22 protein-coding genes are annotated in these 23,140 nt (G+C 40.7%); 6 read left to right on the top strand and 16 right to left on the bottom strand.

Annotation, left to right across the window (positions count from 1 at the left end; genetic code table 11):
- The first annotated feature begins 336 nt into the window (after positions 1-336).
- Positions 337-2,748, top strand: a complete 2,412-nt coding sequence (locus ABTV71_RS10740; protein ID WP_433903171.1) for a TonB-dependent siderophore receptor — start codon at positions 337-339, stop codon at positions 2,746-2,748.
- A 119-nt stretch (positions 2,749-2,867) separates the two neighbouring features.
- Here the strand turns inward: ABTV71_RS10740 and ABTV71_RS10735 are convergent, their stop codons facing one another.
- Positions 2,868-3,503 carry a nitroreductase family protein gene (locus ABTV71_RS10735; RefSeq protein WP_433903170.1) on the bottom strand — a complete coding sequence of 212 codons (636 nt, stop codon included), beginning with the start codon at positions 3,501-3,503 and terminating at the stop codon, positions 2,868-2,870.
- A 247-nt stretch (positions 3,504-3,750) separates the two neighbouring features.
- The gene (locus ABTV71_RS10730) at positions 3,751-4,728 is read right to left on the bottom strand and encodes a hypothetical protein (RefSeq protein ID WP_433903169.1); all 978 of its coding nucleotides are present in this window, start codon (positions 4,726-4,728) and stop codon (positions 3,751-3,753) included.
- 308 nt (positions 4,729-5,036) lie between these two features.
- Between ABTV71_RS10730 and ABTV71_RS10725 the strand changes: the two genes are divergently transcribed.
- Positions 5,037-6,098, top strand: a complete 1,062-nt coding sequence (locus tag ABTV71_RS10725; protein WP_121121813.1) for a sensor histidine kinase — start codon at positions 5,037-5,039, stop codon at positions 6,096-6,098.
- Positions 6,095-6,808 (top strand): LytR/AlgR family response regulator transcription factor, encoded by a 714-nt coding sequence (locus ABTV71_RS10720; protein ID WP_433903168.1) that lies wholly within the window; start codon positions 6,095-6,097, stop codon positions 6,806-6,808. Before ABTV71_RS10725 ends, ABTV71_RS10720 begins: the two co-directional genes overlap by 4 nt.
- Before the next feature lie 28 nt (positions 6,809-6,836).
- On the opposite strand, the gene ABTV71_RS10715 is transcribed toward ABTV71_RS10720, so the two are convergent.
- Positions 6,837-7,076 (bottom strand): hypothetical protein, encoded by a 240-nt coding sequence (locus ABTV71_RS10715; RefSeq protein ID WP_104382394.1) that lies wholly within the window; start codon positions 7,074-7,076, stop codon positions 6,837-6,839.
- Positions 7,077-7,323: 247 nt separating this feature from the next.
- Here ABTV71_RS10715 and map point away from each other — a divergent pair, with 247 nt between their 5' ends.
- On the top strand, positions 7,324-8,088 hold the full coding sequence (gene map, locus ABTV71_RS10710; protein WP_433903167.1) for a type I methionyl aminopeptidase: 765 nt from the start codon (positions 7,324-7,326) through the stop codon (positions 8,086-8,088).
- A 64-nt stretch (positions 8,089-8,152) separates the two neighbouring features.
- Here map and ABTV71_RS10705 read toward each other — a convergent pair whose 3' ends face one another.
- From ABTV71_RS10705 to ABTV71_RS10680, 6 genes are all read right to left on the bottom strand, one after another.
- The gene (locus ABTV71_RS10705) at positions 8,153-8,407 is read right to left on the bottom strand and encodes a hypothetical protein (protein WP_433903166.1); all 255 of its coding nucleotides are present in this window, start codon (positions 8,405-8,407) and stop codon (positions 8,153-8,155) included.
- A gap of 26 nt (positions 8,408-8,433) precedes the next feature.
- Complete coding sequence (locus ABTV71_RS10700) at positions 8,434-8,703, bottom strand: hypothetical protein (RefSeq protein ID WP_433903165.1); 270 nt, start codon at positions 8,701-8,703, stop codon at positions 8,434-8,436.
- A gap of 26 nt (positions 8,704-8,729) precedes the next feature.
- The gene (locus ABTV71_RS10695) at positions 8,730-10,160 is read right to left on the bottom strand and encodes a TolC family protein (RefSeq protein ID WP_220700018.1); all 1,431 of its coding nucleotides are present in this window, start codon (positions 10,158-10,160) and stop codon (positions 8,730-8,732) included.
- Positions 10,161-10,176: 16 nt separating this feature from the next.
- Positions 10,177-13,323, bottom strand: a complete 3,147-nt coding sequence (locus ABTV71_RS10690) for an efflux RND transporter permease subunit (RefSeq protein WP_433903164.1) — start codon at positions 13,321-13,323, stop codon at positions 10,177-10,179.
- 11 nt (positions 13,324-13,334) lie between these two features.
- Positions 13,335-14,480: an efflux RND transporter periplasmic adaptor subunit gene (locus ABTV71_RS10685; protein ID WP_433903163.1), complete on the bottom strand. Its 1,146-nt coding sequence runs from the start codon at positions 14,478-14,480 to the stop codon at positions 13,335-13,337.
- Between the two features lie 194 nt (positions 14,481-14,674).
- Positions 14,675-15,574 carry a helix-turn-helix transcriptional regulator gene (locus ABTV71_RS10680; RefSeq protein WP_433903162.1) on the bottom strand — a complete coding sequence of 300 codons (900 nt, stop codon included), beginning with the start codon at positions 15,572-15,574 and terminating at the stop codon, positions 14,675-14,677.
- Positions 15,575-16,096: 522 nt separating this feature from the next.
- Here ABTV71_RS10680 and ABTV71_RS10675 point away from each other — a divergent pair.
- Entirely contained in the window at positions 16,097-16,876 is a 780-nt protein-coding gene (locus ABTV71_RS10675) for an alpha/beta fold hydrolase (protein ID WP_433903161.1), read from the top strand.
- 67 nt (positions 16,877-16,943) lie between these two features.
- Here ABTV71_RS10675 and ABTV71_RS10670 read toward each other — a convergent pair whose 3' ends face one another.
- From ABTV71_RS10670 to ABTV71_RS10650, 5 genes are all read right to left on the bottom strand, one after another.
- Positions 16,944-18,248, bottom strand: a complete 1,305-nt coding sequence (locus ABTV71_RS10670) for a cryptochrome/photolyase family protein (protein WP_433903160.1) — start codon at positions 18,246-18,248, stop codon at positions 16,944-16,946.
- Positions 18,249-18,408: 160 nt separating this feature from the next.
- Positions 18,409-19,464: an NAD(P)-dependent alcohol dehydrogenase gene (locus tag ABTV71_RS10665; protein WP_121122119.1), complete on the bottom strand. Its 1,056-nt coding sequence runs from the start codon at positions 19,462-19,464 to the stop codon at positions 18,409-18,411.
- A gap of 279 nt (positions 19,465-19,743) precedes the next feature.
- Positions 19,744-19,974, bottom strand: coding sequence for a hypothetical protein (locus ABTV71_RS10660; RefSeq protein ID WP_121121796.1), 231 nt, complete (start codon positions 19,972-19,974; stop codon positions 19,744-19,746).
- Positions 19,975-19,999: 25 nt separating this feature from the next.
- Positions 20,000-20,293: a hypothetical protein gene (locus ABTV71_RS10655; protein WP_433903159.1), complete on the bottom strand. Its 294-nt coding sequence runs from the start codon at positions 20,291-20,293 to the stop codon at positions 20,000-20,002.
- Positions 20,294-20,430: 137 nt separating this feature from the next.
- Positions 20,431-21,012 carry a TetR/AcrR family transcriptional regulator gene (locus tag ABTV71_RS10650; protein WP_262707621.1) on the bottom strand — a complete coding sequence of 194 codons (582 nt, stop codon included), beginning with the start codon at positions 21,010-21,012 and terminating at the stop codon, positions 20,431-20,433.
- A gap of 84 nt (positions 21,013-21,096) precedes the next feature.
- Here ABTV71_RS10650 and ABTV71_RS10645 point away from each other — a divergent pair, with 84 nt between their 5' ends.
- On the top strand, positions 21,097-21,675 hold the full coding sequence (locus ABTV71_RS10645) for a GNAT family N-acetyltransferase (protein WP_433903158.1): 579 nt from the start codon (positions 21,097-21,099) through the stop codon (positions 21,673-21,675).
- Here ABTV71_RS10645 and ABTV71_RS10640 read toward each other — a convergent pair.
- Together ABTV71_RS10640 and ABTV71_RS10635 are read right to left on the bottom strand one after the other, a co-directional pair.
- Positions 21,639-22,199, bottom strand: coding sequence for a DUF6624 domain-containing protein (locus ABTV71_RS10640; RefSeq protein ID WP_433903157.1), 561 nt, complete (start codon positions 22,197-22,199; stop codon positions 21,639-21,641). The genes ABTV71_RS10645 and ABTV71_RS10640 overlap by 37 nt on opposite strands.
- 89 nt (positions 22,200-22,288) lie before the next feature.
- Complete coding sequence (locus ABTV71_RS10635; protein WP_433903156.1) at positions 22,289-23,131, bottom strand: GNAT family N-acetyltransferase; 843 nt, start codon at positions 23,129-23,131, stop codon at positions 22,289-22,291.
- Positions 23,132-23,140: the final 9 nt, after the last annotated feature.

Raw genomic sequence — 23,140 nt, 5'->3', positions numbered from 1 at the left:
CTAAAACTAGATTAACAGAAACATAAACTATATTACCTCCTCGCAATACAATCTCTATTTTCGTCGCTTTTAGCGCCATTTGAGCTTCATTATCCATGGATAACATTTTAGTTACGGAAACTTAAGAAGCGATCACTTTTTTACTTTTAATCTGGGATCGGGATTACGATCATTGTTGATAAGCGCTATTTGATCCGCGTTTGTGGCCAATGGACAGGCCACTTATCTACTGGCCAATATAAGACCAAAAATTAAATAAATAATACTTTGAAAAATATCACAGGAGTAATACCTTTGCGTTGTTTATAATTAATCTAATTAAGACTACAAACCAACATGAATAAAATTATCATCTACCTCCTGTTGTTTATTCCGGGCACCCTACTTGCCCAAGGACAGCACAAAGCCGAAATTTACGGTAAAATTTTCTCCTCCGATGGCAAACCTATCTCAGGTATTACAGTAAAATTGTACCCGCAAGACATCACCGTATCAACGAGAACCAACGGCTCATATCAATTTAAATCTTTAAAGCCGGGCGAAGCCAGACTGGAGATATCAGCCTTGGGCTTACAGTCTTTGACCCGTACAATCCAAATTGTAGAGGACAAAAACCGGATTCCAGATATTTACCTCAACGAAAACCAATCTACCCTACAAGAGATTGTTATTAATGGAAATGGATCCAATAAATACACTCGGAAACAAAGTATTTACGTTTCGAAGATGCCACTTAACAACCTTGAAAACTCCCAATCCTACGCTGTCGTTACCAAAGAATTATTAAAGAGCCAGCTTAACACCAATTACGACGATGCTATGGCGAATGTTTCAGGTATTGACAAATTATGGGCTTCAACAGGAAGACCTGGTGATGGAGTCACCTATTACACATTGAGAGGATTTAGCACACAGACTGCCATGGTTAATGGTGTGGTTGGAATCGCTAGCACCAGTCCAGATCCGGCCAATCTTGAATCCATAGAGGTGATCAAAGGGCCCTCAGGTTCACTTTACGGTGGAGCCGCAGTTGGATTTGGTGGACTAATTAACAATATCACCAAGAAGCCATTGGATACTGTCGGTGGTCGTGTCAATTATATTTTTGGCAGTTATGCACAGCATCGTCTTACTGCGGACGTATTTGGTCCGCTAACTGCGGATAAAAAGCTTCTGGGCCGTGTGAATACAGCACTTACCAATGTCGGCAACTATCAGGACGCGGGTTTCAACAGATCATTTTTTATCGCCCCCTCATTACTCTACCGACCAAGTGAAAAACTTGACATCCAATTGGATTTCGAGCATTTTCAAAACAAGGCGACCAATCCATTAATGGTATTTCTCAATCGTTCACGCCAGTTATTTGCGAGGACGCCCGATGAACTACAGTTTGATTTCGGTAAATCGTATACGAATGACGACGTGACCTTTAAAAATCCCACCACGAATGTAAGGGGCAACGTCACCTACCGTTTCAACGAACAATGGACCTCCTATACAACAGCAAATTACAATAGACGTAAATCAGACGGTTATTTTCAATATGTTATGTATCTCCAGGCGAATAACGATACATTGATCAATCGCTATGTCGCTGACCAGAACTACACCGCCAGCAATTTCAATGCACAGCAAAATTTTGTCGGGGACTTTCATCTCGGGGAACTCCGAAACAGATTGCTCGTTGGCATCGACTATCTTTTCCAACAAGCCGAAAGTCATAATTCACCTTATATCTTATTTGATCAGCTCAATACTTCTTTTGATGATCCAAGATATGCTAAATTCAATGTAGCAAATATTGATGCAGCAATAGCCGCTTCAACAGGAGCCAAAACAAATACGAGAAGCCGTAATCAGGTCTTGGGCGCCTATGTCTCCGATGTTTTGGATCTCACTCCGCAGTTACATCTGAATGTTGCTCTACGTATGGATTACTTTGACAATCAGGGAACTTATAATTTTGACAAAGACACCACAACGGGGACGTTCAATCAAACCGCATTTTCTCCACGTGCAGGTTTAGTCTATGAATTTATCAGAGATAAAGTCTCATTTTTTGCAAATTATCAAAACGGATTCAAGAATGTTGCTCCTGTCGTACAACCACATCCAAGTATATCAGGAGACTTTAAACCACAGCAGGCCTCGCAATGGGAAGCCGGGGTTAAATTTAATCTGCTCGATAATAAACTTGGTCTAACGGCAAGCTACTACGATATTACCGTTGATAATATGTTGCGCTCTGAAGCAAGAGTTATTGATGGGGAGTCCTACAATATTACCGTTCAAGATGGTACACGTTTAAGCCGGGGAATAGATTTTGATTTAACAGCTGCTCCGGTCCAAGGCCTGAATGTTATATTTAGTTATAGTTTTAATGATAGCAAAACGACAAAAGCTGCTGAAAATGTGAATAATTTACGTCCAACAGAAGCAGGGCCAAAACATCTTTCGAACCTATGGGCCAACTATATTCTACAAAAAGGAATACTCAAAGGTCTCGGTATCGGGGCGGGATTGAATTATGCCAGTGAAAATCTGATTACCAACAGTGTACCTACTGGTATTTTTACACTACCGTCATATACACTATTTAACGCAAGCCTCTCTTATGGGTATAAACATTTTGAATTTGCGGTAAAGGGAAACAACCTGACCAACCAAACCTATTTCAAAGGTTGGACTACTGTAAATCCTCAAATGCCTAGAAATATCCTCGGGAGTGTCGCATATCAATTTTAATTTACTCAGTTAACGCGGTATAAATATACAAGAAAGGGGCATAAATAGGCCCCTTTTTGTGTATTGTTAGAGATTACAATCAAATCGTGCTCTTGTTACAACACTTCAATTTCGTACTATTAAGGTAGTTCAATCAAAAACTCAGTTTTAGGCAATCTAAATTTTTTCAATTTCAGCAACCAATCCTCTTCACCCAAACGGTAACCTAATGGTAGCAGAACAACACTTTTTAGCCCCAATTTATCTAATCCCAATAACTTATCCAGCTCACCGTTGGAAAACCCCTCCATTGGTGTAGCATCCACTTTCAATTCTGCAGCTTGCGCGATGGCCATTCCAAAAGAAATATAAGCCTGTTTCGCAGCGTGCGCTGCCTGCTGTTCCTCAGTAAGCGCGGCAAACATACTTTTTAATTTATTTTTGTAATCATCAGTTGTATCCAATGGTAAACCTCTATGGTTATTCATCTGGTTAAAAGTTGCATCAATACGTTCATCTGTGTATTTATCCCATGCCGCAAAAACCAAAAGATGAGAGCTTTCTGCAATAATTTGCTGTCCCCAAGCTACAGGTACAATTTGCTCCTTCAATTGTTGATCTGTAATCAACACAACACGGAAAGGTTGCAATCCCGAGGAGCTCGGCGCCATTCGTGCTGCTTCGATAATTTTATCTACGTCCTTCTGATCAACCTTCTTTGTTGAATCGTATTTTTTGGTCGCATAACGCCATTCAAGGGTTTCTAATAATGCCATTTTCTTTTTTTTACTTGATTATTTATTCAAATGCCCTATTACGGGCTTAGTATCACTCAAATTTGATAAAAGAAATTAAATCTAGAAAGCAGTATACATACGATTAACCTTATTTTAATTTCTATTTATAAAATAAATATAGCAAATATTTAAATGTTCAAACACTAAAACAATATAAATAATCCAAGAAACTGAGTAAATTTTTGTACAATCCCGTCAAATTGCTTTGCCGATGATCAGCCCTTCACTAACGTCTTTTTTTTGCAAAGGGATTAAAAGAAAGTCCAGCATTGAGATAAAACGACGGGTCCGCAGAAGCTTCCCATACATAATTATTTTGCCTTTCACTTTTTTCAAATATCCTTGACCTCGGAATGGTCTTCATACCAGATTTGAGCGTTGCTATAAATGATCTTCCCAAATTATGTTCGTAGGTCAATCCCGAGTTGATCTCCATCTGACTAAAGGTATAGATCTTATCTGATCCCCAAAAATCATTGAGGTAGAATGTCGTCGTGCTGAGATCTGCCCCCAGCGAAAGGCGACCGTTTCGCAGCATTGTTTTTCGGACGTAGGCGCCTTTTGGCAATAGCACATCTATCATCCAGCCATTGCGATATTGCTGCTTATAAGTGAAGGTAGGAACAACAGGAATAATTGCCCCAGGATCAATAAACCCAAGTAAGCCGATTGTCATTTGTACATCCCGAGTTGCTTTTAGCACCCATGTTCCGGTCAATATCCCACGCATCCGTTCAATCCCCCTATCGCTTCCATCCGTCATGAAACTGGCGGAATAAATAACCATTTTTCCAAATAATTTTGAGAAGTAAGAGAAATTAAGTGATTCGTAATGGTAATGGAAATCCTGTGTACGCATTTTCTGCGGCCACATGCTGAAATCAGATTCTTGGATATTAAACGAAGAATACTGATAACCGAGGTTAGTACCTAACGTCCAGCTACGCCGGTTTAAAAAATTGACATTCAAGCTCCCGCCAGCCTGATAGAATGACTCTACCTTACCTTGCGTAATGACGCCCCCTTTAGCATTGGATGAATATTTGTACCCGCCGTTATATTCATAACTTAGATTTAGCACCCGCGCAGCAGGAAATTTGTCGGCTACAATGGCCTGTACTTTTTGGGGAATACTATCTTTGGTCTGTGCTGAACCGCTGCATATAAAAGCAAAGCTCCCAAGCAACACCAGATTCTTTTTCATGTGGATATTCGTTTTTTGTCTATCTATTCTTTTTCAATTAAAGGCAATCCGAAAAACTGCTCTTTCGGAAATTAGAACGGAGCAGCCAGCGTCTTACAAGAATAGATCAATCGGAAACGCTCATTTTATTTTTTATACAAAAGGGGCAATATTTTATACGAAAGGCGGGTAGCATTAAAAGAGCTTTTATCCGTTTTACCTACCGATTTCACTTTGGTATAAAAAAAAGCACTGTTCATATAAAACAAAATCATTTTGAAACAAAAAAAGTTACATTTGCGAAATCAGGGTCAATAAACCAGATCAATATGCTAGACTGCAACAACCGTATTGTTTTACGCTACCTAACGGAAAAGAAATTCAGATTTTTACGACATGGCCTGTTTTTAATTGGTTTGCTTTTTCTTTTTGCCAATGCCAATACAAATGCACAATTTTTAGGAAATTATAAGACCTACTTCTCTCTGGCGCTTTGGACAGTTTTCGTCGCAATGTTCTATATCAATATGTACGTATTGATACCACAGTTTTTTTTCAGGGGAAAATATGAAATCTATACTGTATTGCTCATTTTACTGGTGACAGCGAGCCTGCTTGTTGTCATGCAGATCGCAATCTATATCTTTAGTATCCATATCCCGACAATTGAAAGGCAACGAACCAATACCATGAGTTTTGTGAGCGGTCTTTTTATCTGTGTTCCCATCATTTTGACCACCACCACGTTTAAACTTTTTAAACGTTGGATCGAAGACAATAAACGCATTTCAGATTTAAAAAACTTGGCGCTTACAACGGAGTTAAACGCACTAAAGAACCAGATTCAGCCACATTTCTTGTTTAACATGCTCAATAATGTGAAGGCTTTGATTCGGAAAAACCCGAGTATGGCCACCGAGGTTATTATCAAATTATCCGATTTTCTACGGTACCAGCTGTATGAAAATGATGCAGATAAAACACTCTTAAAATCCGAAATAAACTTTATTTTCAATTTTCTAAAACTTGAGGAAATACGCCGGGATAATTTGAAAACCTCACTTTCCTGTGCCGCGGAACTCGAAAAACAAAGTATTTTTCTGCCGCCACATCTTTTTACCGCTTTTATTGAGAATGCGATTAAACATAGTGTCAATATACACAATGAAAATACCTTTATTGCTATTCACTTTACACAGACCGACGGGCAACTTTGTTTTGAATGTGAAAATTCGAGCGATCCAAATTTTTCGAATACTGATCTTAAATACGGTGGACTGGGATTAGTCAATGCTAAAAGACGGCTGGATTTGCTGTATGGCAATAATTACGAACTTAACATATCAAAAAAGGACCTGTTGTATCAGGTAAAATTAAAAATTCCATTATGAACTGTATCATTGTAGATGATGAACCCTTAGCAAGGGAAGAAATGCGAAATCTGGTCGAAGAAATTTCATCCATAGAAATCCTCGGCGAGTTTTCCAATGCCTTAGCTGCCAAGGAATATCTCGCAACAGGATCTGTTGACCTTGTCTTTCTGGACATTGAGATGCCCACCGTCAACGGACTGGATTTTGCACAGGCCTTACCGAAAGATGTCCTGGTGATACTGACGACAGCCTATGCCCAATATGCGTTGCGGGGCTTTGAGCTGGATGCGCTTGATTACCTGCTTAAACCAATAAAAAAAGATCGTCTGGCCAAGGCAATTGATAAAGCGTTTAGCTATAAAAATCTGCTCAATTTAAAAGAAAATCAAAACACCTTTGAAGATGTGAATGAAGATGCTGTATTTATCAAATCGGACCGAAAATACTATAAAATCTTATTTGGTGATATTCGATTTATTGAAGCACTCAAAGATTATGTGGTCATCTATACCCGTACCAACAAACTGATTACAGCAATGAATCTGAAAACCATTCACCAAAAACTACCGGCCCATATATTTGTTCGGGTCAGCAAATCTTATTTGATCAATTTATTCTTTATTGATTCTTTCGACAACCATACGATATACATAGACAAGTTCGAAATCCCGATTGGCGATATCTATCGCGAGCTGTTTTTTAAGCAGTATACGGGCGGGCTATTGTAAGATCATCTGTACGGCGGTCTGAATAGGACTAAGCAAGGACAAAGCGGTCCAGAAAATCAACTTTTATACCATGTCTGTGCAACAAAGCTGTCAATAGATCTACGGAACAGTCCTCGGTTTCTACCCGGAAGATGGCATCTTCATCATCCAGATCCAAGGTAGCCGACTGTATCTGCGGTAGATGGAGCTTTAACAACTGCATCAGGAAGGTCTTCTTCTCCTTTGTTCTTACAGAGCTTTTAAAAATCAATATCTGCTTTGCTTTCATGTTATAAATTTAAAATTGCACCCAAAATTCGGTCGCATCTCAGTTTATATTCATCCGAGAATTGCTCACAAATCTATCATTTTAAACTATCGCCAGTGGAGATTTTATACGAAAGCAGGTCTTTCTTATACCAAAACTCCCATAAATCTTCACACAACCGTTATCCTGTTTTTCTTTATGGGATTATCTATTTTTTTTAGACCTTTGTTTATCTTTAATTCAATAAGCTAAAACACAAAAAAGCACCATGTCTATTACCAACGAGAACGAATTGACCGGAATGCAAAAAGCGAGTGTGGCAGTCGCCAAAACGCTTAAAGCGATGTGTGATTATGCCAAGGTAGGCATGTCAACCAAAGAATTAGATGAATATGGAGCAAAGATATTAACAGCATATGGTGCCAAATCAGCACCAGCGTTGACCTATAACTTCCCGGGCTGGACTTGCATCAGTGTAGACAACGAATTCTGTCACGGTGTTCCTACTGCGGACCGTTTATTACAGGAAGGAGATCTTATTAATATTGACGTATCGGCTGAGCTGGATGGTTTTTGGGCTGATAACGGGGCTTCTTTTGTAATTGGCCAGGATATTCATAACCATCAGAAATTGGTAGACGCTTCAAAGGAAATACTTCAAAAAACCATAAAAAATATCCGTGGTGGTGTTAAAATTGCGGACATTGGCCAGCTAATGGAAACAGAAGCAAAAAAGAGAGGTTATAAAGTGATCAAAAATCTAGGTGGACATGGCATCGGACGCAGCTTACACGAAGAGCCAGATGAATTACTTAACTATAAGAATAGATTTGACCAGAGACGGTTTAAGAAAAATACTATCGTTGCTATCGAAACCTTTATTTCCACCAACTCCACTTATGCTACTGAATTAAATGATGGCTGGACGATGGTTGGCGACAAAGGAGGTTACATGGCACAACATGAGCACACCATCATGATTACAGATGGCACCCCAGTAATTTTAACGGCTGAGAATGGCATTTTCAGTTAGACATTATGTCCGGAAAGATATTTCCGAAGATCGTTAGGATCAATATCTTTCCGGAATAACTTTTCTAAAAAACTCCTTTTTTAGCAGGCTCCTCTTCAAAGTCCAAAAGGCTTATTTTCAACTTTTTTTGCTCCATCAGACGAATAATCAATTCATCTACTTTTTTAGTTGATTTCACCATCATCGTGAATACCTTGTCATCTAGATTAAAAGAAATGGATATCACTGTCGGAACCAGTAAAAAAATATAGGTTTCAAGTTCCTTCCGTCGCAGTAGAATTCCCCTGCCTACCGCAAAAAGTTGCACATAAGGTATCATAGTTATTGTTATAATTTAAATCCAAATTACCGACCTATGCTTGCCCCATAATATTTCAAGGCGATGCTGTAAGGAAAATCTTCAACATTTGAAAACAGCTGTTCCAACCCTTCCAAGTTCGGTATGATAGCCACTTTTTGCCTTCTTTTTTCAAGGATTAAGGCTAGCTGGTCCGCAAAATCCAGATCGGCATCAATAAGTATAAACCGATCAGCACTACATGCGTAGGCCATCTTTTCAGTTTCGCGGCGATTTTGGCTTGGATTGATCAGAATCAGCATGTTTATTGTTTTCATTGCGTTCGTATATTAAGATGCTGCTATTAGAGCCAGCCGCCTCCCAAGGCACGATAAAGGGATGTTATGGCATTAATTTTCTGTGATTTCACCGTAGCCTGATCCAGTTCGGCCTGCAAGCGATTGATCTGTGCCACAATCACTTCCAAGTATGTTGCTTCATTAAATTTATAAAGCAGCAAGGCATTCTGCACGAGCTGCGCGGAGCGTTCTACCTGCCGGTTGGAAGTCTCCAGTTGTTCTTCTGATTTCTCAAGCTGAATCAGTGCATCGGACACTTCACCGACTGCTTTTAACATCGTCTGTTTGAAATTCAGTTCCATTTGATCCTTCGTAATTTTTGCCTGTTCTAAACGTGTCTTTAGCTGTCTTCCATTCAGAATCGGCTGTACGATACTTCCGGTTGCGGCGGCAAACAGTGAGCCGGGCAGATTAAACCAGTTATGGGCTTTAAATGCATTTAATCCGCCCTGAGCAGTGATATTTAGATTTGGATACATGCTTGCCCGGGCGATGTGTATGGAGGCCAGGCTACGTCGGACATCCAATTCGTTACTGCGCAGATCCGGTCGGTAGCTCAACAGATTTGCAGGAACCCCCAGTGAGAGACTTGTCGGCGACTGGGCCTGATCCAATCGGGTAGTTCTTTTTACTGGCCCCGGCACTTCACCCACTAAAATACTCAACGCATTTTCCTGTACTTGAATTCGGGCTTCAATTGCTGGAATCTGTTTGGCAACTTGATCCCGTGTCACCTCTTGCTGTTGTACGGAAAGCATATTTGTCAGCCCCAATTCAACCTGTTTATTGAGGATGAATAACGTGCTATCCGCAAATTCCAGATTACGTCTTGTTATCTCCAACTGTCGATCCAGCAGCAACAGATTGTAATACCCTTGAACGACCTCAGCCACCAAACGTGTCTTAATCGCGCGCGCTGCCTCCTGTGTTTTAAGAAAATCCACCAAGGCTTCCTGCTTTTGTCCTTTCAATTTCCCCCAGATATCGGCCTCCCAGGATAGCTGAATGGATGATGTGTAATCCATGGTATATTTTTGTCCCATAAACTGACTGGCCATCATACCGTTCATGCTGTTGTCGGAAGGGCGGTTAATCCCCACATTGGCAAGATTTGCATTTAACAACGGCACATTCAGCCACTTGGCTTGTTTATAACCTTCCGAAGCAAATTCAATCTGCTTCAGGGCAACATTCAGATCATTATTTTTTTTCAATGCACTGTCCAAAAGAGAAATGAGCATATCGTCTTTAAAAAAATCGCGATAAGATATCTTTGCGATACTACTATCGCGTTCTTGTGCCTCCTCCTGATTTCGATAACGATCGACCGGCTTCATCTCGTTCCCAGCGTATTGTGGCACGCGGCAGGCATGCACCACTGTGATAGTCGCTAGCAGCACCATGCAATACCGGAGATTTTTTTTTATCTGTTTCATATTATATCATCCTTAATTAGTAATCCCATTCACTTTCATCCAGCTCACGGCCATTCAATCTTTCGTGGAAGTACTGAAATACCACAAAGAGTACGGGGGTCAGGAATATCCCTAATACCGTCCCCACCAGCATGCCAAAAATGGCAGCATAACCGATGGAATGATTACCCATTGCTGAAGGTCCTACAACAAAAACAAGCGGCACAATTCCTGTAATAAAAGCCAATGAGGTCATTAAGATAGGTCTTAGCCGCGCTTTTGCACCTTCTACCGCCGCCGCAATCAAGCTCTTTCCAGCTTTTCGGCGCTGGCTTGAGAACTCGACGATCAGAATTCCATTCTTTGCCAGTAGCCCAATGAGCATCACCATGGCAATCTGTACATAGATATTATTTGCGATTCCGGCCATACCAATTCCGATAAACACGCCTGATAATCCCACAGGAATGGAGAGCAGTACGGAAAAAGGCAATATGTAGCTTTCATATTGTGCAGATAACAAGAAATAAACAAATACAATACAGAGCACAAAAATTATTGTTGTCTGTGATGTCGCCATGTTTTCTTCGCGGCTCATGCCTTTGTAATCGAAGGTATAGCCCGGTGGGAGCAGCTGTCTGGCGACCTCCTGTATAGCTGACATCGCTTGCCCCGTACTATATCCCGGAGCGGGCATTACAGTAAGGTTTGATGCGTTGAACAAGTTAAAACGCTCCACGACCTCCGGACCGGTAACGGGTTGGATCCTCACCAGCGTACTGATCGGGATCATGTCCTGCCGGCTATTTTTCACAAACACCCCCTGCAATGATTTTTCATCTACGCGGGATTCCGGAGTTGCCTGTACCAATACACGATAATATTTACCGAAGCGATTGAAGTCCGAAGCTTGTATGCTGCCGTAATACCCTTGCATAACGCCAAGTACATCACTAACAGCCACACCGAGCTGTGCGGCCTTCGCTTCGTCCACAGCAACTTCGTATTGTGGGTAGGAAACATCAAAAGTGGTAAAGGCCATGGCAATCTCCGGTCTTTGCATCAATGCGCCCATCATACCATAGGATATGTTGCCAAGTTTTTGCAATTCCGCATTTGTTCTGTCCTGTAAAACCAGCTCCATGCCACTCGAATTACCAAATCCGTCCACCGTAGGTGTGTTTAATACAAGAAAGTTGGCCCGTTTATCCTGCGCAAGCATACCTTGCAGTTCGCCCATAATCGCTCCGAGATCGTGCACTTCCCCGCGTTCTTTTTCAGCTTTCAGGCGAATAAAGAAAGTACCGGCAGCGGAAGACATTGCTCCTGTAAATAGACTTAAACCATTCACGGAGATTACCTCGCGAACTGCAGGATGCGCCATCAACTTGTTTTCAGTATCAGACATCAGCACGGTGGTCCGGTCTTTCGACGTTCCGGCAGCCAGGTTGGCCGTCACAATGATAAACGACTGATCTTCGTCCGGGATAAAACCTTTCGGAGTATTCATGGAGTACCAGGCAAACAAGCCACCAAACACAGCCAAAAGTAAAAATGCGATCCACTTGCGTTTGATCATCGTTAGAATTGCTTTTCCATAACGAAAAGTAAGTTTATCAAAACCAGCATTAAATCCGGCAAAAAAACGTTGTTTAAATGTAACCTTACGATTTTCATCCGGATGATCCACATGGGTTTTCAATAAGATTGCACATAAGGCCGGGCTCAATGTCAGGGCATTTATGGCTGAAATGACAATTGCGATCGCCAATGTCAACGCAAATTGTTGATAAAACAACCCTGTAGAACCATCCATAAATGCAACTGGGACAAATACTGCGGACATCACCAGCGTAATCGAAACAATAGCACCCGAAATTTCCCCCATGGCAGACATCGTAGCGGCTTTAGCTTTTAGTTTTCGCCTTTCCATTTTGGCATGCACGGCTTCGACAACAACAATGGCATCATCGACAACAATTCCGATTGCGAGTACCAAAGCGAAAAGCGTTAGTATATTAATTGAAAACCCAAATATTTTCATAAAAAAAAATGTCCCTACAATGGAAACCGGAACGGCAATGGCCGGAATCAAAGTTGAACGAAAATCTTGTAAGAAAATAAATACCACGATAAATACCAAAATAAAGGCTTCGATCAGGGTTTTAATAACCTGGTCAATCGACTGATCCAGTGATTCTTTGGTTGCATATGGTATTTTGTACTCCATCGTTCCCGGAAAAGATTTCTGCAGTTCTTCCATTCGCTTTTGTAATGCAATTTGTACCTCATTGGCATTTGATCCGCTCATCTGGAAAATTGCCATGGTAACGGCAGGTTTCTTGTTATAGTTGGATGCCACGGTATAGCTGTAAGCTGCGAATTCTACTTTGGCAACATCTTTCAGACGCAATACCGAACCATCGTTCTGTGCCCGGATAACAATATCTCCATATTGCCGAGGTTCGGTGAATTTCCCCTTATAGCGCATTACATATTCTTTCACCTCTGTGCTCTGTTCACCAAACCTACCCGGAGCTGCTTCCAGATTTTGGGACTGGATGGCGCGCGAAACATCACTTGGAGTCAGATTGTAGCTATTCAATTTGTTTGGATCCAACCATACGCGCATGGCGTAGTCCTTATTTCCATATACCATTGCGTCGCCTACTCCTTTGATACGTTTAAGCTCAGGTACTACATTTATTTTGCTGTAGTTTTCGAGAAAGAGATCATCCATGGCGCCATCTTTACTTGTCAGCGTGACCATCGCAATCATACTATTTTGACGTTTTAAGGTAGTGATTCCACTTTGGATCACCTCCGCCGGCAGCTGGTTGGTCACCTGCGCAACACGGTTTTGGACATTGATAGCGGCCTGATCCGGATCGGTACCCAACTTAAAGATGACCGTAATATTTAATGTACCGTCATTGCTCGCCGTTGATGAAATATAATCCATATTTTCAACGCCATTAATAGCATTTTCAATGGGCGGAGCGACGGAACGTGCGATTGTTTCGGCATTTGCACCAGGATACACAGCAGTCACCATTACAGTAGGTGGGGCAATATCGGGAAATTTGGTAATGGGCAGGCTGAGCATACCGACAACACCGAGAATGACCAATAAAACAGAAATCACGGTGGCCAATACCGGTCGTTTAATTATTTTTTTTAACATGAATTGCTGTTTTATTTTTTGTTTTGAGTTTGCTTTTGTGCTGTAACCGACATTCCGGGCTGCAGACGTTCGAATCCTTGTGCGATATAACGGTCGCCCTGTTTTAACCCTTCTCGAATGATAAAATTATCTTCAGATTTTCCTGAAATAACCACGGGTATCTGTACGACTTTATTTTCCTTATCGACGGTATAGACAAAGATCTTATCCTGGTAGGAGACTGTCGACGCGATAGGTAATAATGGCATTTCCTTCAATTGCTGAGCCATCACAATTTTTCCGGTGTTACCACTCCGCAGCTCTGCATTGGGATTATCAAATTTGGCACGGAAAGTAATCGACCCCGTATTTTTATTGAACTGACCTTCAACGGCATCTATTCGCCCTTTTTTGGCATATTCTTGTCCATCCGATAGTAATAGTGCAACGGGCGCTGCATTTTGCAGTTTCTCGGCCACAGTACTTCCGGTATGCTCGCGCTGAAACCGCACGAAATCACGCTCACTCAAGCTAAAATAAGCATATACCTGATGGTTATCCGAGACGACTGTAATGGCTTCCTGATTTGTCGTAGACAGCAAACTCCCCAAACGATAGTTGAAGCGACCGATATAGCCATCCACAGGCGATTTGATCACCGAAAAATCCAGATTGATCTGTGCCGAGGCTATCGCTGATCTGGCTTGTGCCACAGACGCATTTGCGGCAGCATAGCTCGCCTGAGCCTCTTGCATCTGGATATCCGAAACAATACGGCTTTTGGTCAGCTCAGTTTTTCGATCTAATTCAATTTTAGCAGTCAGTAGATTTGATTCTGCGACAGCCAATGCAGCCTTTGCGTTGGTCAACTGTTCGCGGAAGATCCGATCTTCAATTTTGAATAGCGTCTGTCCGGCACGAACATAGTCCCCCTCATCGACAAATATTTTTTGGAGATAACCGTTCACCTGGGGCCGTATTTCTATATTGGAAAGACCTTCAATGGCACTCGCATATTCATTTCGGATCGTTGCATCGCCTGTTGTCACGGTATCAAAAAGAACCTCGGCAGGTCCCTGCTGATAGCCGTCCCCCTGCTGTTTACCCGTACAGCTGGATAATAACACCAGTGCAATAAACAAGTTCGTGGTGCGTTTTTTAACGACGTTTTGCTTCATAATGGATTTTGCTTTTAATTATATGTGTAGCAAAAGTCCAAAAAAACCGAAGCCTAAATTCGGCGCAAAGACGCCAAAATTTGTTTAAAAGACGCCAAACAGAATAGCTCAGGCGCTAAAAACAAAGGTGCTTTCACTTTCGTACGAAGTAAAAGCACCTTTGTTCGGATTGCTATTGAAACAGCAAGAATTACTTAGAAAAGATCGTCCATTTTGTAGTCACTCGGATTTCTTTTGGTATGTTTTTTGAAAAATTTGCTGAAGACCGTTTGATCTGAAAAATTAAGTAAACAGGCCACCTGACTGATGTTATTTATCGAGTTTTTTAAGAGAATTTTTGCTTCGATAAGGAGTACCTGATTAATAATTTCTTTCGGGGTACGCGACATGGCTTTCTTGACAACTTTCGTGAGATACTTTCGACTGACAAATAAACGATCCGCGTAAAATTGAACGTCATGATGTTCGACATAATATTCCCGGACAAGCGCAAAAAAAGCACTTGTAATCTCTTCTTCCCTGGAAGAAAAACTCGCCTGTTGCCGAAAGTTCTTGGAATAGTTCTCAATATCGTACATCAATAAAGAAAAATAATGCCAGATCATCTCATTACTATAATAGACCGTGTTCTTAAAATCGTTGAGATAAGCAAGTTCCTTTATATAAAATGCCAACCGTCTGTAGAGGTGTTGTTCCCCACGAATGATATAGGAAGGGTTATTGGAGAAATTCTTTAACATATCATTTGACCGATAATTAAAGCCGGCATCCGATAGCATATCTATGGAAAAGAAAATTTGCTTTTGCTTGACATCCGCGGAAAAGTAAATGACTTTGAAAACCTCCTGTGGAACACAAAAAAGAATGTCGCCTTTTTGAAACTCATATTCATAGTCTCCCACCCGATAATAGGAAATACCCTCTTCAGCCAACAATACTCCAAAAAAAGAAGCTCGATAATGGCAATTGCGCTGAATTTGCATATTGTCACTTGTCGACTCTAGCACCATATATTCCTTGCTGCGTTGCGGAAACAGCAGCTCACGCGTCAAATCCTCCATTTTAAGAGAAATGACGTACTCTTTTTTTTTCATTATGTTGAGTTGTACTTAAAATAACTTATATTGAAGCAATCAAAAATAGTCGATTAAAAAGTGTAAAAAATCATATCATGGTCCTGATTTGGAATTTGACAAAAAAGAAATAAAATATATTCGACCTTATCGGAACTGGCAGTATGGATCATGAAAAAAAGCACAAATACCGCCGCCGAATCTTTCAATACCAAGATTGAATTTTTCGGAAGTCAGTGCCCCTGACATCAATTTCTTTCTATTTAGATTGACCAAATTACCCGCTTAGTCCATAGGTTTTGAGACTGACCAAATAGTTTGCTTTAAAAAAGTGTGATGTGGACGTTCTAACGATTCAAGTGGGATGAACTTTTATATAGTATTATGTTTTCGTTACGACAATATTAGCGGGGCAACAACTGAGGCCACTACCAAATATATCCTCGACACTACCATTTTGATAAGGAAAGATGTTTTAGTTATCTTAGCCCCAGGAATAGCCTTTTGGAGGCAACATTAATTCGATTAAAAGAAAGAAATATCGTGAAAGAACTATTACACAGCAAAATATATGGAGCAGAAAATGGTGGAACACCACTTATTGTTCTGCATGGGCTTTTTGGTATGGCGGACAACTGGGGATCTTTTGGCCGAAGTTTTGGAGAAAGAAGACAGATACATTTGCTTGACCTCCGCAATCACGGTCGAAGTTTCCACAGCGATGGCATGTCCATTGAGGATATGGTCGAGGATCTAGCCGACTATATTACTTCGATCGGGGTGAAGAAAATTCTGTTATTGGGTCATTCTCTGGGCGGAAAAGTTGCCATGCAATTTGCCATTGATCATCCCGAACAGGTTGAAAAGTTAATTATTGCGGATATTGCTCCCAAAGCTTATCCACCACATCATGAGGATATTTTCAACGCGCTCTGTGCAGTTGATATCAATAGTATGGACAACAGAAAAGATGTACAGACAAAACTTGAAACTTACCTTGATGATCCGGGAGTCGTTCAATTTCTGTTAAAAAACGTTTATATTAAAGAAGACCGCAAACTGGGGTGGCGCTTCAATCTAGATGTTCTACAGCAAAAATATTCGGATTTTATCACAATAAGTGTAAAAGCTGGTATTTACAGTGGCCCTACGCTATTTCTAGCGGGCGAAAAATCGCGCTACATTCTTCCTGAAGATAAAGTCAAAATCAAAGAGCAATTTCCAAATGTCAGCTTTGAAACGATACCAAACGCCGGACACTGGGTCCAGGCGGAAAACCCACAGGCATTCGACAAGTTTGTTGCCGATTTCTTGGCGCAATAAAAATCTAGTCCTAAGGCCCCCGATCCCAGCTGAACCAATTGTTAAGTTGGGATTGGATTATCCTAAGTCATCGTTTATCCAATGCTGCCGCATAGGCCTTTAGCGCACGTTCTCTAGCAAAAGAATGTGCTACCATCGGTTCGGGATAAGCTGCGCTCCCAAGTTCAGGGATCCATTGTCCACTATATTCTTGCTTTTTATCAAATTTTTCAGCCTGAATGATTGGGTTAAATACCCTGAAATACGGTGCTGCATCACAACCACACCCCGCTGCCCATTGCCAATTGCCATTATTCGCAGATAAATCATAATCATTGAGTTTTTGCGCAAAATAAGCTTCGCCCCATCGCCAATCAATTAATAAATGTTTACATAAAAAACTAGCCGCTACCATGCGAACCCGATTATGCATATAACCAGTACTATTTAATTGCCGCATTCCGGCATCGACCAAAGGATAGCCCGTTTGGCCCTTACACCATCGTTCAAATTCCACTTCATTATTGCGCCAATGAATCCCATCATAATTCTTTTTAAATGATTCGCTGACGACATTTGGAAAATGATACAAGATTTGCATAAAAAATTCACGCCAGATGAGCTCTGACAGCCATACCTCATTATGCTGCCTGGCAAAGGTCACACACTGACGAATACTGATCGTGCCAAAACGCAGCGCTATACCAAGGTTCGTTGTCCCCGCTAAGGCAGGGTAATCTCGGAATTTATCGTAATTATTAATAATATCTGTACTCAATTGTGGCGGATGGAAAGTCAAATCTGTCTTTTTAAATCCAATTTTCTCCAACGAAATTATTGGCGCATAAGCCTGCTGGACAAAAAGCCCCCCTTTATGATCATGTGGCTGAAGATCTTTTGTCGTTAATTTTTCCCGCCACTTTTTCGCATAAGGTGTATAAATGGTATAAGGGGTACCATCGTTTTTCAATAACTCATTTTTATCGAAAATAACTTGATCTTTTATTGCTTTAAATGGAATACCAGCTGTTTTAAAAAATTCAAATATTGTGCGATCCCGTTTGATTGCTTTAGGTTCATAATCTCTATTGCAATAGATTTCATGAATTCTGTATTTCTCATGTAGTGTTTTATAAATTGCCAAAGGACTCCCATAAAAAGTATTCAATGCTGCTCCGAACTCCTTTAATTGTTTGTTTATCGCTTCAAGTGCCTGATGGATATAGTCTACACGTCGATCCGATTTATCTTCCAATTGCTGTAAAATATCTTCATCAAATATAAAAACCGGCAGCACAGGGAGTCCTGTTGCTAACGCCCGGGATAATCCGCCATTGTCTTCTAGGCGAAGATCCCTGCGGAACCAAAAAACTACGACTTTACTTTCTTCCATAAAAATAGAGGCAACGCGATCAAAATAGCTACACGTCTAATTAATTCAAATGATGACACCAAAAAATTCACAAAACGACAAACAAATTAATTGGACAGTGTTAGACTTACCATTAACTTAAAGTTGCTCCCGGCTGATTTAACACTGTCTGATTTGCATCTTAGTTCTTTAAGCTTTCCATATCGATCACAAATCGATATTTTACATCGCTCTTTAGCAACCTATCATAGGCATGGTTAATGTCCTGCATCCGTATGAGCTCTATATCCGAAGTGATGTTATGCTTTCCACAGAAATCCAGCATTTCTTGCGTTTCGGCAATTCCACCGATCATTGATCCTGAGAAACTTTTACGGGCAGGAATTAAGCTAAATGGGGCTACTGGAAGCGGAAGTTCCGGAGCCCCCACGAGCGTAAGTGATCCATCACGTTTCAATAGACTCAGGTAGGTATTGATATCGTGTTGCGCAGAGACACAATCCAAAATAAAATGTAAAGTGCCGGCATTCTTTTTCATCTGTTCCTGATCTGTTGACAGAACGACTTCGTCAGCACCTAAACGTTTGGCGTCTTCCACTTTACTTTCGGAGGTTGTTATCACCACGACATACGCCCCCATCGCTTTAGCAATTTTCACTCCCATGTGCCCCAAACCGCCTATGCCCACAATACCTACCTTCTGTCCGGGGCCAACTTTCCAATACCGTAATGGTGAGTAAGTTGTAATACCGGCGCAAAGCAAAGGCGCAGTTGCAGCCAGGTCCAAATTCTCAGGAATACGTAAAACAAAATCTTGATCCACTACAATCCGCTCTGAGTATCCGCCAAAAGTCTGTTTGTTCAGATGTTGATCATGACCATTGTATGTTTGGATATTTCCATTCTCACAATATTGTTCCAATCCTTCTTTGCAACTCTCACATTCACGGCAACTGTCCACCATACATCCAACGCCGGCAAAATCGCCAACTTTAAATTTAGTCACACCAGATCCTATTTTGGTGATCCGTCCGACGATCTCATGGCCGGGAACATTTGGATAAACTGTCCCCCCCCATTCGTTACGTGCGGTATGTAAATCGGAATGGCAAACACCACAATAGAGAATATCAATCTCCACATCTCCTGCTGTTACTTCACGGCGCTGAACTTCCAGCTGTTTTAAATCTGCTGTCGGCGCTTCAGTTCCGAAAGCTTTTATTGAAAATGTATTCATATCCATATAATGCTCTATAATTAATTATTATTTATACCTGTTATAACGATCTGCATTAGTTAACTATCCGCAAGACCAGTTATCTCCCGTATAAGTTAAGAATAACCCTCAGTACTAAAAAAAGTTTGGCTTAAAACACAATATATTCCATTTTCGATGCTTTCCCCGACCTTAGAAGTGAACACCTTATATTTACAGTGTTTCATAGCCCGAATCGAAAAATATGAAATGTAAATTTATGCATTATAACAATGCGCCGAACTGGATTTTCAAAAATCTTTAATCGAAATCCTCTACCTGGACAAACTGCATCTTAAGGCCTTGTTGCTGGCAAATATTTAGAATTGAAAATTCCAAACGGCTGTTAATCTTGACAACAAGTAAAAATTGCTGATCATCCAGCAATAAATCAATATTTTTAATCTCCGGAAAACTCTGATATAAGAATTGATAGATCTCGCTGGCCTTCCATTTCAATTTGCGGGATAGGGAGTAAACAACTTTGTACATATTAGATTTATTTCACTAAAACACTTTATTTCAATACCTTAACTTCGATCTGATTCATGTCACCGATCACAATTCCTTTATCTTTCAGCTCATTAAAATTGCGCGCCAATCGCACTTCTTTATTTATACCTTCCAATGCAAGCGCCAATTCATCCAAATGTTCGATTTCACGATGTATCAATACATAACAATCAAACGCTGCATCCAATAAACCGGTAGACTCAGGCTGAATCTTCTCATCCGTTTCTACTAATACGAGCAGGTATTTTTTTGCCGTCAATTTTCTGGTCACCTTTCCTATTTTTGCATTTAAAATCATGTTATACCATATTTTTTATTAGGCATTCCTATTTTTTGAGTCAAATACAAAATAGACATATTTTGTATTTTTGTCGAAACTTTACGCTAAAAAAAGAGCAAATGCTCGTCAATTTCTAATGTCTGGGTACCAAACAGCTACCTGAGCCCTTTTACACAGATGCTGATTAACCAACCAAGTCGCGCTTCGAAATCAGGAAACCGGTCAAATAACAACACTTCCTGTTCAAAACAACGGGAAGTCGTTACTAGCATTTCTGAGAGGAAGAGAATATCTTTTTCTTCTAAAAACTGAATCTCTCCTTTTGCAATAGCGCACCCGATCATATCACGAATCAATTTAATTTCATCATCCAACATATAACGTGTCTTGGATACCATCAAAGCCGGATCTGATTTCATATCCTCGAAAGCAAGGTGAAAACGTTTCGTAATCAGATTAATCTGGTGCAGTTTCGCTCTCAAAAAGCCAACCAAATTTTCCTCCAAAGAAGCTTCCCGACTATAGCTTTCCTTTGCTTTTGTGAATACCTGTTGACATAAACATTCGGCTATCGCATCAAAAACATCCATTTTGCTCGTAAAATAGTAATACAACGTACTACGGCCTTTACCACAAGCTTTAGAAATATCCTGCATTGAAACTCGTGTAAAACCATACGTTTCAAATACCTTCATTGACGAAAGGATAATTTCTTCTCTAATATTTTCCTGTTGCATTGTCATTGCTCGACAAACATACAAAAAATGTCGAAAACTCACATCATCATTCTTCAATTAACATATTTTATTATTTTTACATCCATGATATCGGATATATTCCCAATTTTATCGACTGAACGTCTTTATTTGCGTGAGATTCAACAGTCGGATGCTCAGGCTTTATTCTCTTATTTTTCAAAAGATGAGGTAACGCTATATTTTGATCTACCAACTTTTCAGCACATGGATGAGGCCTACGAGCTCGTAAAAAACTGGCAGGAAAATTTTGAACAAAAGAAAGCAATTCGTTGGGCAATCTGTCTGAAGGGCAATCCGGATCAGCTGATTGGCTCTTGTGGTTTTCATAACTTCTCCTCCGAACACTTTCGTGCAGAAATCGGCTATGAACTTCATCCTGACTTCTGGCAGCAAGGGATTATGACAGAAGCAATTTCTACCATTATTTCTTACGGATTTGAGGAGTATAAGCTCAACCGCATAGAGGCATTTATCGACCCTGAGAATTTGGCTTCCCGTAAGTTGCTTGAAAAAATGAACCTTGTTTCAGAAGGAATCTTGCAGGACTACTTCTTTGAGAAAGGACGTTTTGTGGATGGCGAAATTTTTGCATTACTTAAAAAGAATTATATCCAGCCTACTTTCTTTCGCCAGATTGTATAGTCGGGATCCCGCTGATTTAAATTCGCAAGCTCCTCTATATGATAAACCGTATCAAGTTCCCTTTTAGTGAGCGGGGGCAGATTCATTTGCAAACGCAACGTGTTCAGATCTTCCTTGTTTTCCACAGGATAGATTCCGCCATCCGCAGTTAACTGTGTTCCAAAACGCTGTGGCTCGCCCTTGAAACACTGTATTCTATCGTATAAATAGGCTATGTGGGCCAAGTTAATATCCTCTTTATTGTTCATCAATTGATAACAGTTTTGCATAAACACGGGCTCTGATACCGCATGCTGTACAATCAACCAAGCGGCTTCACTAGCCTCTTCGCCAACTTTTGAAATACCGGGATATCCTATCTTGTCAATTATTTCGCGTAATCGTTTCGCGTTGGCACGATGGACAGCTTCCATTTTCGGATGATAGCCTTTTCCAAGTGCACCTTCTTTGGCTATTTCTTCCCTCAAAAGTCTATCGCCATTTGCGAGTTGAATCAATTCCTCTGCAAGCTTCTTGTCTACCATAAGTACAGTTTATCGCTTATAAACGAACATCTTTATACGACTGTTGGTCAACAAGAAAAATTGACCAACAGCCGTATAGGATATTGGATTTATAACACTTTTATCATTTCAAGTTGGTTAATCCCATTTACCAAGCCTTGCTTCTCCAGAAATAATTTCAATTCCTCCGCTTTTGCATCAATGTTATTGAATTGTATATTCTCTGCTGGCAGCTCATTTCTAAGCGCCTGAAAAAGCTGCCTTCCCACTCCTTTCCCTCGAAATTCAGGTGCCACGGCGATATGGTATATTCGTTTGTTTCCAAGGCTGAAAAGTATATAACCAACAAGTTCACCATCAACATATGCACCCAATGCATTTGGCCGCAAGGTATCCATACTCTGTGGCGCACTTTGCCAGCTTGGTAAAATATCCCAGAACGATTGAAGCAATGTCCATGACAAATTAGATAGTGTCTGGATTGTTGCAACTTCCTCCACTTTTGCCGATTGAATGACGCCATTGAAACATAACAATTTTCTACTGATCAAAAAACCAGTCTTTTCATAGGCACGAATAGCTGACTGGTTACTTTCCATTGCCTCCAGAACAATCCACTTTGCTTGATGCTGGCCCAGTAAAGGCAGTAGATAATCATACATTTTTCCCACCAGCCCAAGTCCACGAAATCCGGGTAACACACCAGTGCCGCCATTGTAGACAACAGGATGATGATCTAGTTCGCGCAGGCCATGCAACATGAAGGCCACAAGTTTGCCTGCTACAAATGTCCCAACAGACCATGCAAAATCGATATCTTCTATTCTGATCTTCTGTCTCAGCTGCTCGACATCAAGATGAAATGGAACAATATAATCCTCAAAAGCTGCGTTAATTGCCTCCAGTAGCTTTGGGAAATCCGATTGTGTTAATTGTCGTATTTTTGATGACATATCTTCGAG

This window comes from Sphingobacterium puteale (assembly GCF_050986225.1).
Classification (GTDB): domain Bacteria; phylum Bacteroidota; class Bacteroidia; order Sphingobacteriales; family Sphingobacteriaceae; genus Sphingobacterium; species Sphingobacterium puteale.
The sequence above is the reverse complement of the archived record's forward strand: the minus strand, read 5'-3'. Positions and strand labels throughout refer to the sequence as shown.

Excerpts from the sequence above, each read along its gene's own strand:
- ABTV71_RS10740 (WP_433903171.1), top strand. The coding sequence starts at position 337 with ATGAATAAAATTATCATCTACCTCCTGTTGTTTATTCCGGGCACCCTA.
- ABTV71_RS10735 (WP_433903170.1), bottom strand. The coding sequence starts at position 3,503 with ATGGCATTATTAGAAACCCTTGAATGGCGTTATGCGACCAAAAAATAC.
- ABTV71_RS10730 (WP_433903169.1), bottom strand. The coding sequence starts at position 4,728 with ATGAAAAAGAATCTGGTGTTGCTTGGGAGCTTTGCTTTTATATGCAGC.
- ABTV71_RS10725 (WP_121121813.1), top strand. The coding sequence starts at position 5,037 with ATGCTAGACTGCAACAACCGTATTGTTTTACGCTACCTAACGGAAAAG.
- ABTV71_RS10720 (WP_433903168.1), top strand. The coding sequence starts at position 6,095 with ATGAACTGTATCATTGTAGATGATGAACCCTTAGCAAGGGAAGAAATG.
- ABTV71_RS10715 (WP_104382394.1), bottom strand. The coding sequence starts at position 7,076 with ATGAAAGCAAAGCAGATATTGATTTTTAAAAGCTCTGTAAGAACAAAG.
- map (WP_433903167.1), top strand. The coding sequence starts at position 7,324 with ATGTCTATTACCAACGAGAACGAATTGACCGGAATGCAAAAAGCGAGT.
- ABTV71_RS10705 (WP_433903166.1), bottom strand. The coding sequence starts at position 8,407 with ATGATACCTTATGTGCAACTTTTTGCGGTAGGCAGGGGAATTCTACTG.
- ABTV71_RS10700 (WP_433903165.1), bottom strand. The coding sequence starts at position 8,703 with ATGAAAACAATAAACATGCTGATTCTGATCAATCCAAGCCAAAATCGC.
- ABTV71_RS10695 (WP_220700018.1), bottom strand. The coding sequence starts at position 10,160 with ATGAAACAGATAAAAAAAAATCTCCGGTATTGCATGGTGCTGCTAGCG.
- ABTV71_RS10690 (WP_433903164.1), bottom strand. The coding sequence starts at position 13,323 with ATGTTAAAAAAAATAATTAAACGACCGGTATTGGCCACCGTGATTTCT.
- ABTV71_RS10685 (WP_433903163.1), bottom strand. The coding sequence starts at position 14,480 with ATGAAGCAAAACGTCGTTAAAAAACGCACCACGAACTTGTTTATTGCA.
- ABTV71_RS10680 (WP_433903162.1), bottom strand. The coding sequence starts at position 15,574 with ATGAAAAAAAAAGAGTACGTCATTTCTCTTAAAATGGAGGATTTGACG.
- ABTV71_RS10670 (WP_433903160.1), bottom strand. The coding sequence starts at position 18,248 with ATGGAAGAAAGTAAAGTCGTAGTTTTTTGGTTCCGCAGGGATCTTCGC.
- ABTV71_RS10665 (WP_121122119.1), bottom strand. The coding sequence starts at position 19,464 with ATGAATACATTTTCAATAAAAGCTTTCGGAACTGAAGCGCCGACAGCA.
- ABTV71_RS10660 (WP_121121796.1), bottom strand. The coding sequence starts at position 19,974 with ATGTACAAAGTTGTTTACTCCCTATCCCGCAAATTGAAATGGAAGGCC.
- ABTV71_RS10655 (WP_433903159.1), bottom strand. The coding sequence starts at position 20,293 with ATGATTTTAAATGCAAAAATAGGAAAGGTGACCAGAAAATTGACGGCA.
- ABTV71_RS10650 (WP_262707621.1), bottom strand. The coding sequence starts at position 21,012 with ATGCAACAGGAAAATATTAGAGAAGAAATTATCCTTTCGTCAATGAAG.
- ABTV71_RS10645 (WP_433903158.1), top strand. The coding sequence starts at position 21,097 with ATGATATCGGATATATTCCCAATTTTATCGACTGAACGTCTTTATTTG.
- ABTV71_RS10640 (WP_433903157.1), bottom strand. The coding sequence starts at position 22,199 with ATGGTAGACAAGAAGCTTGCAGAGGAATTGATTCAACTCGCAAATGGC.
- ABTV71_RS10635 (WP_433903156.1), bottom strand. The coding sequence starts at position 23,131 with ATGTCATCAAAAATACGACAATTAACACAATCGGATTTCCCAAAGCTA.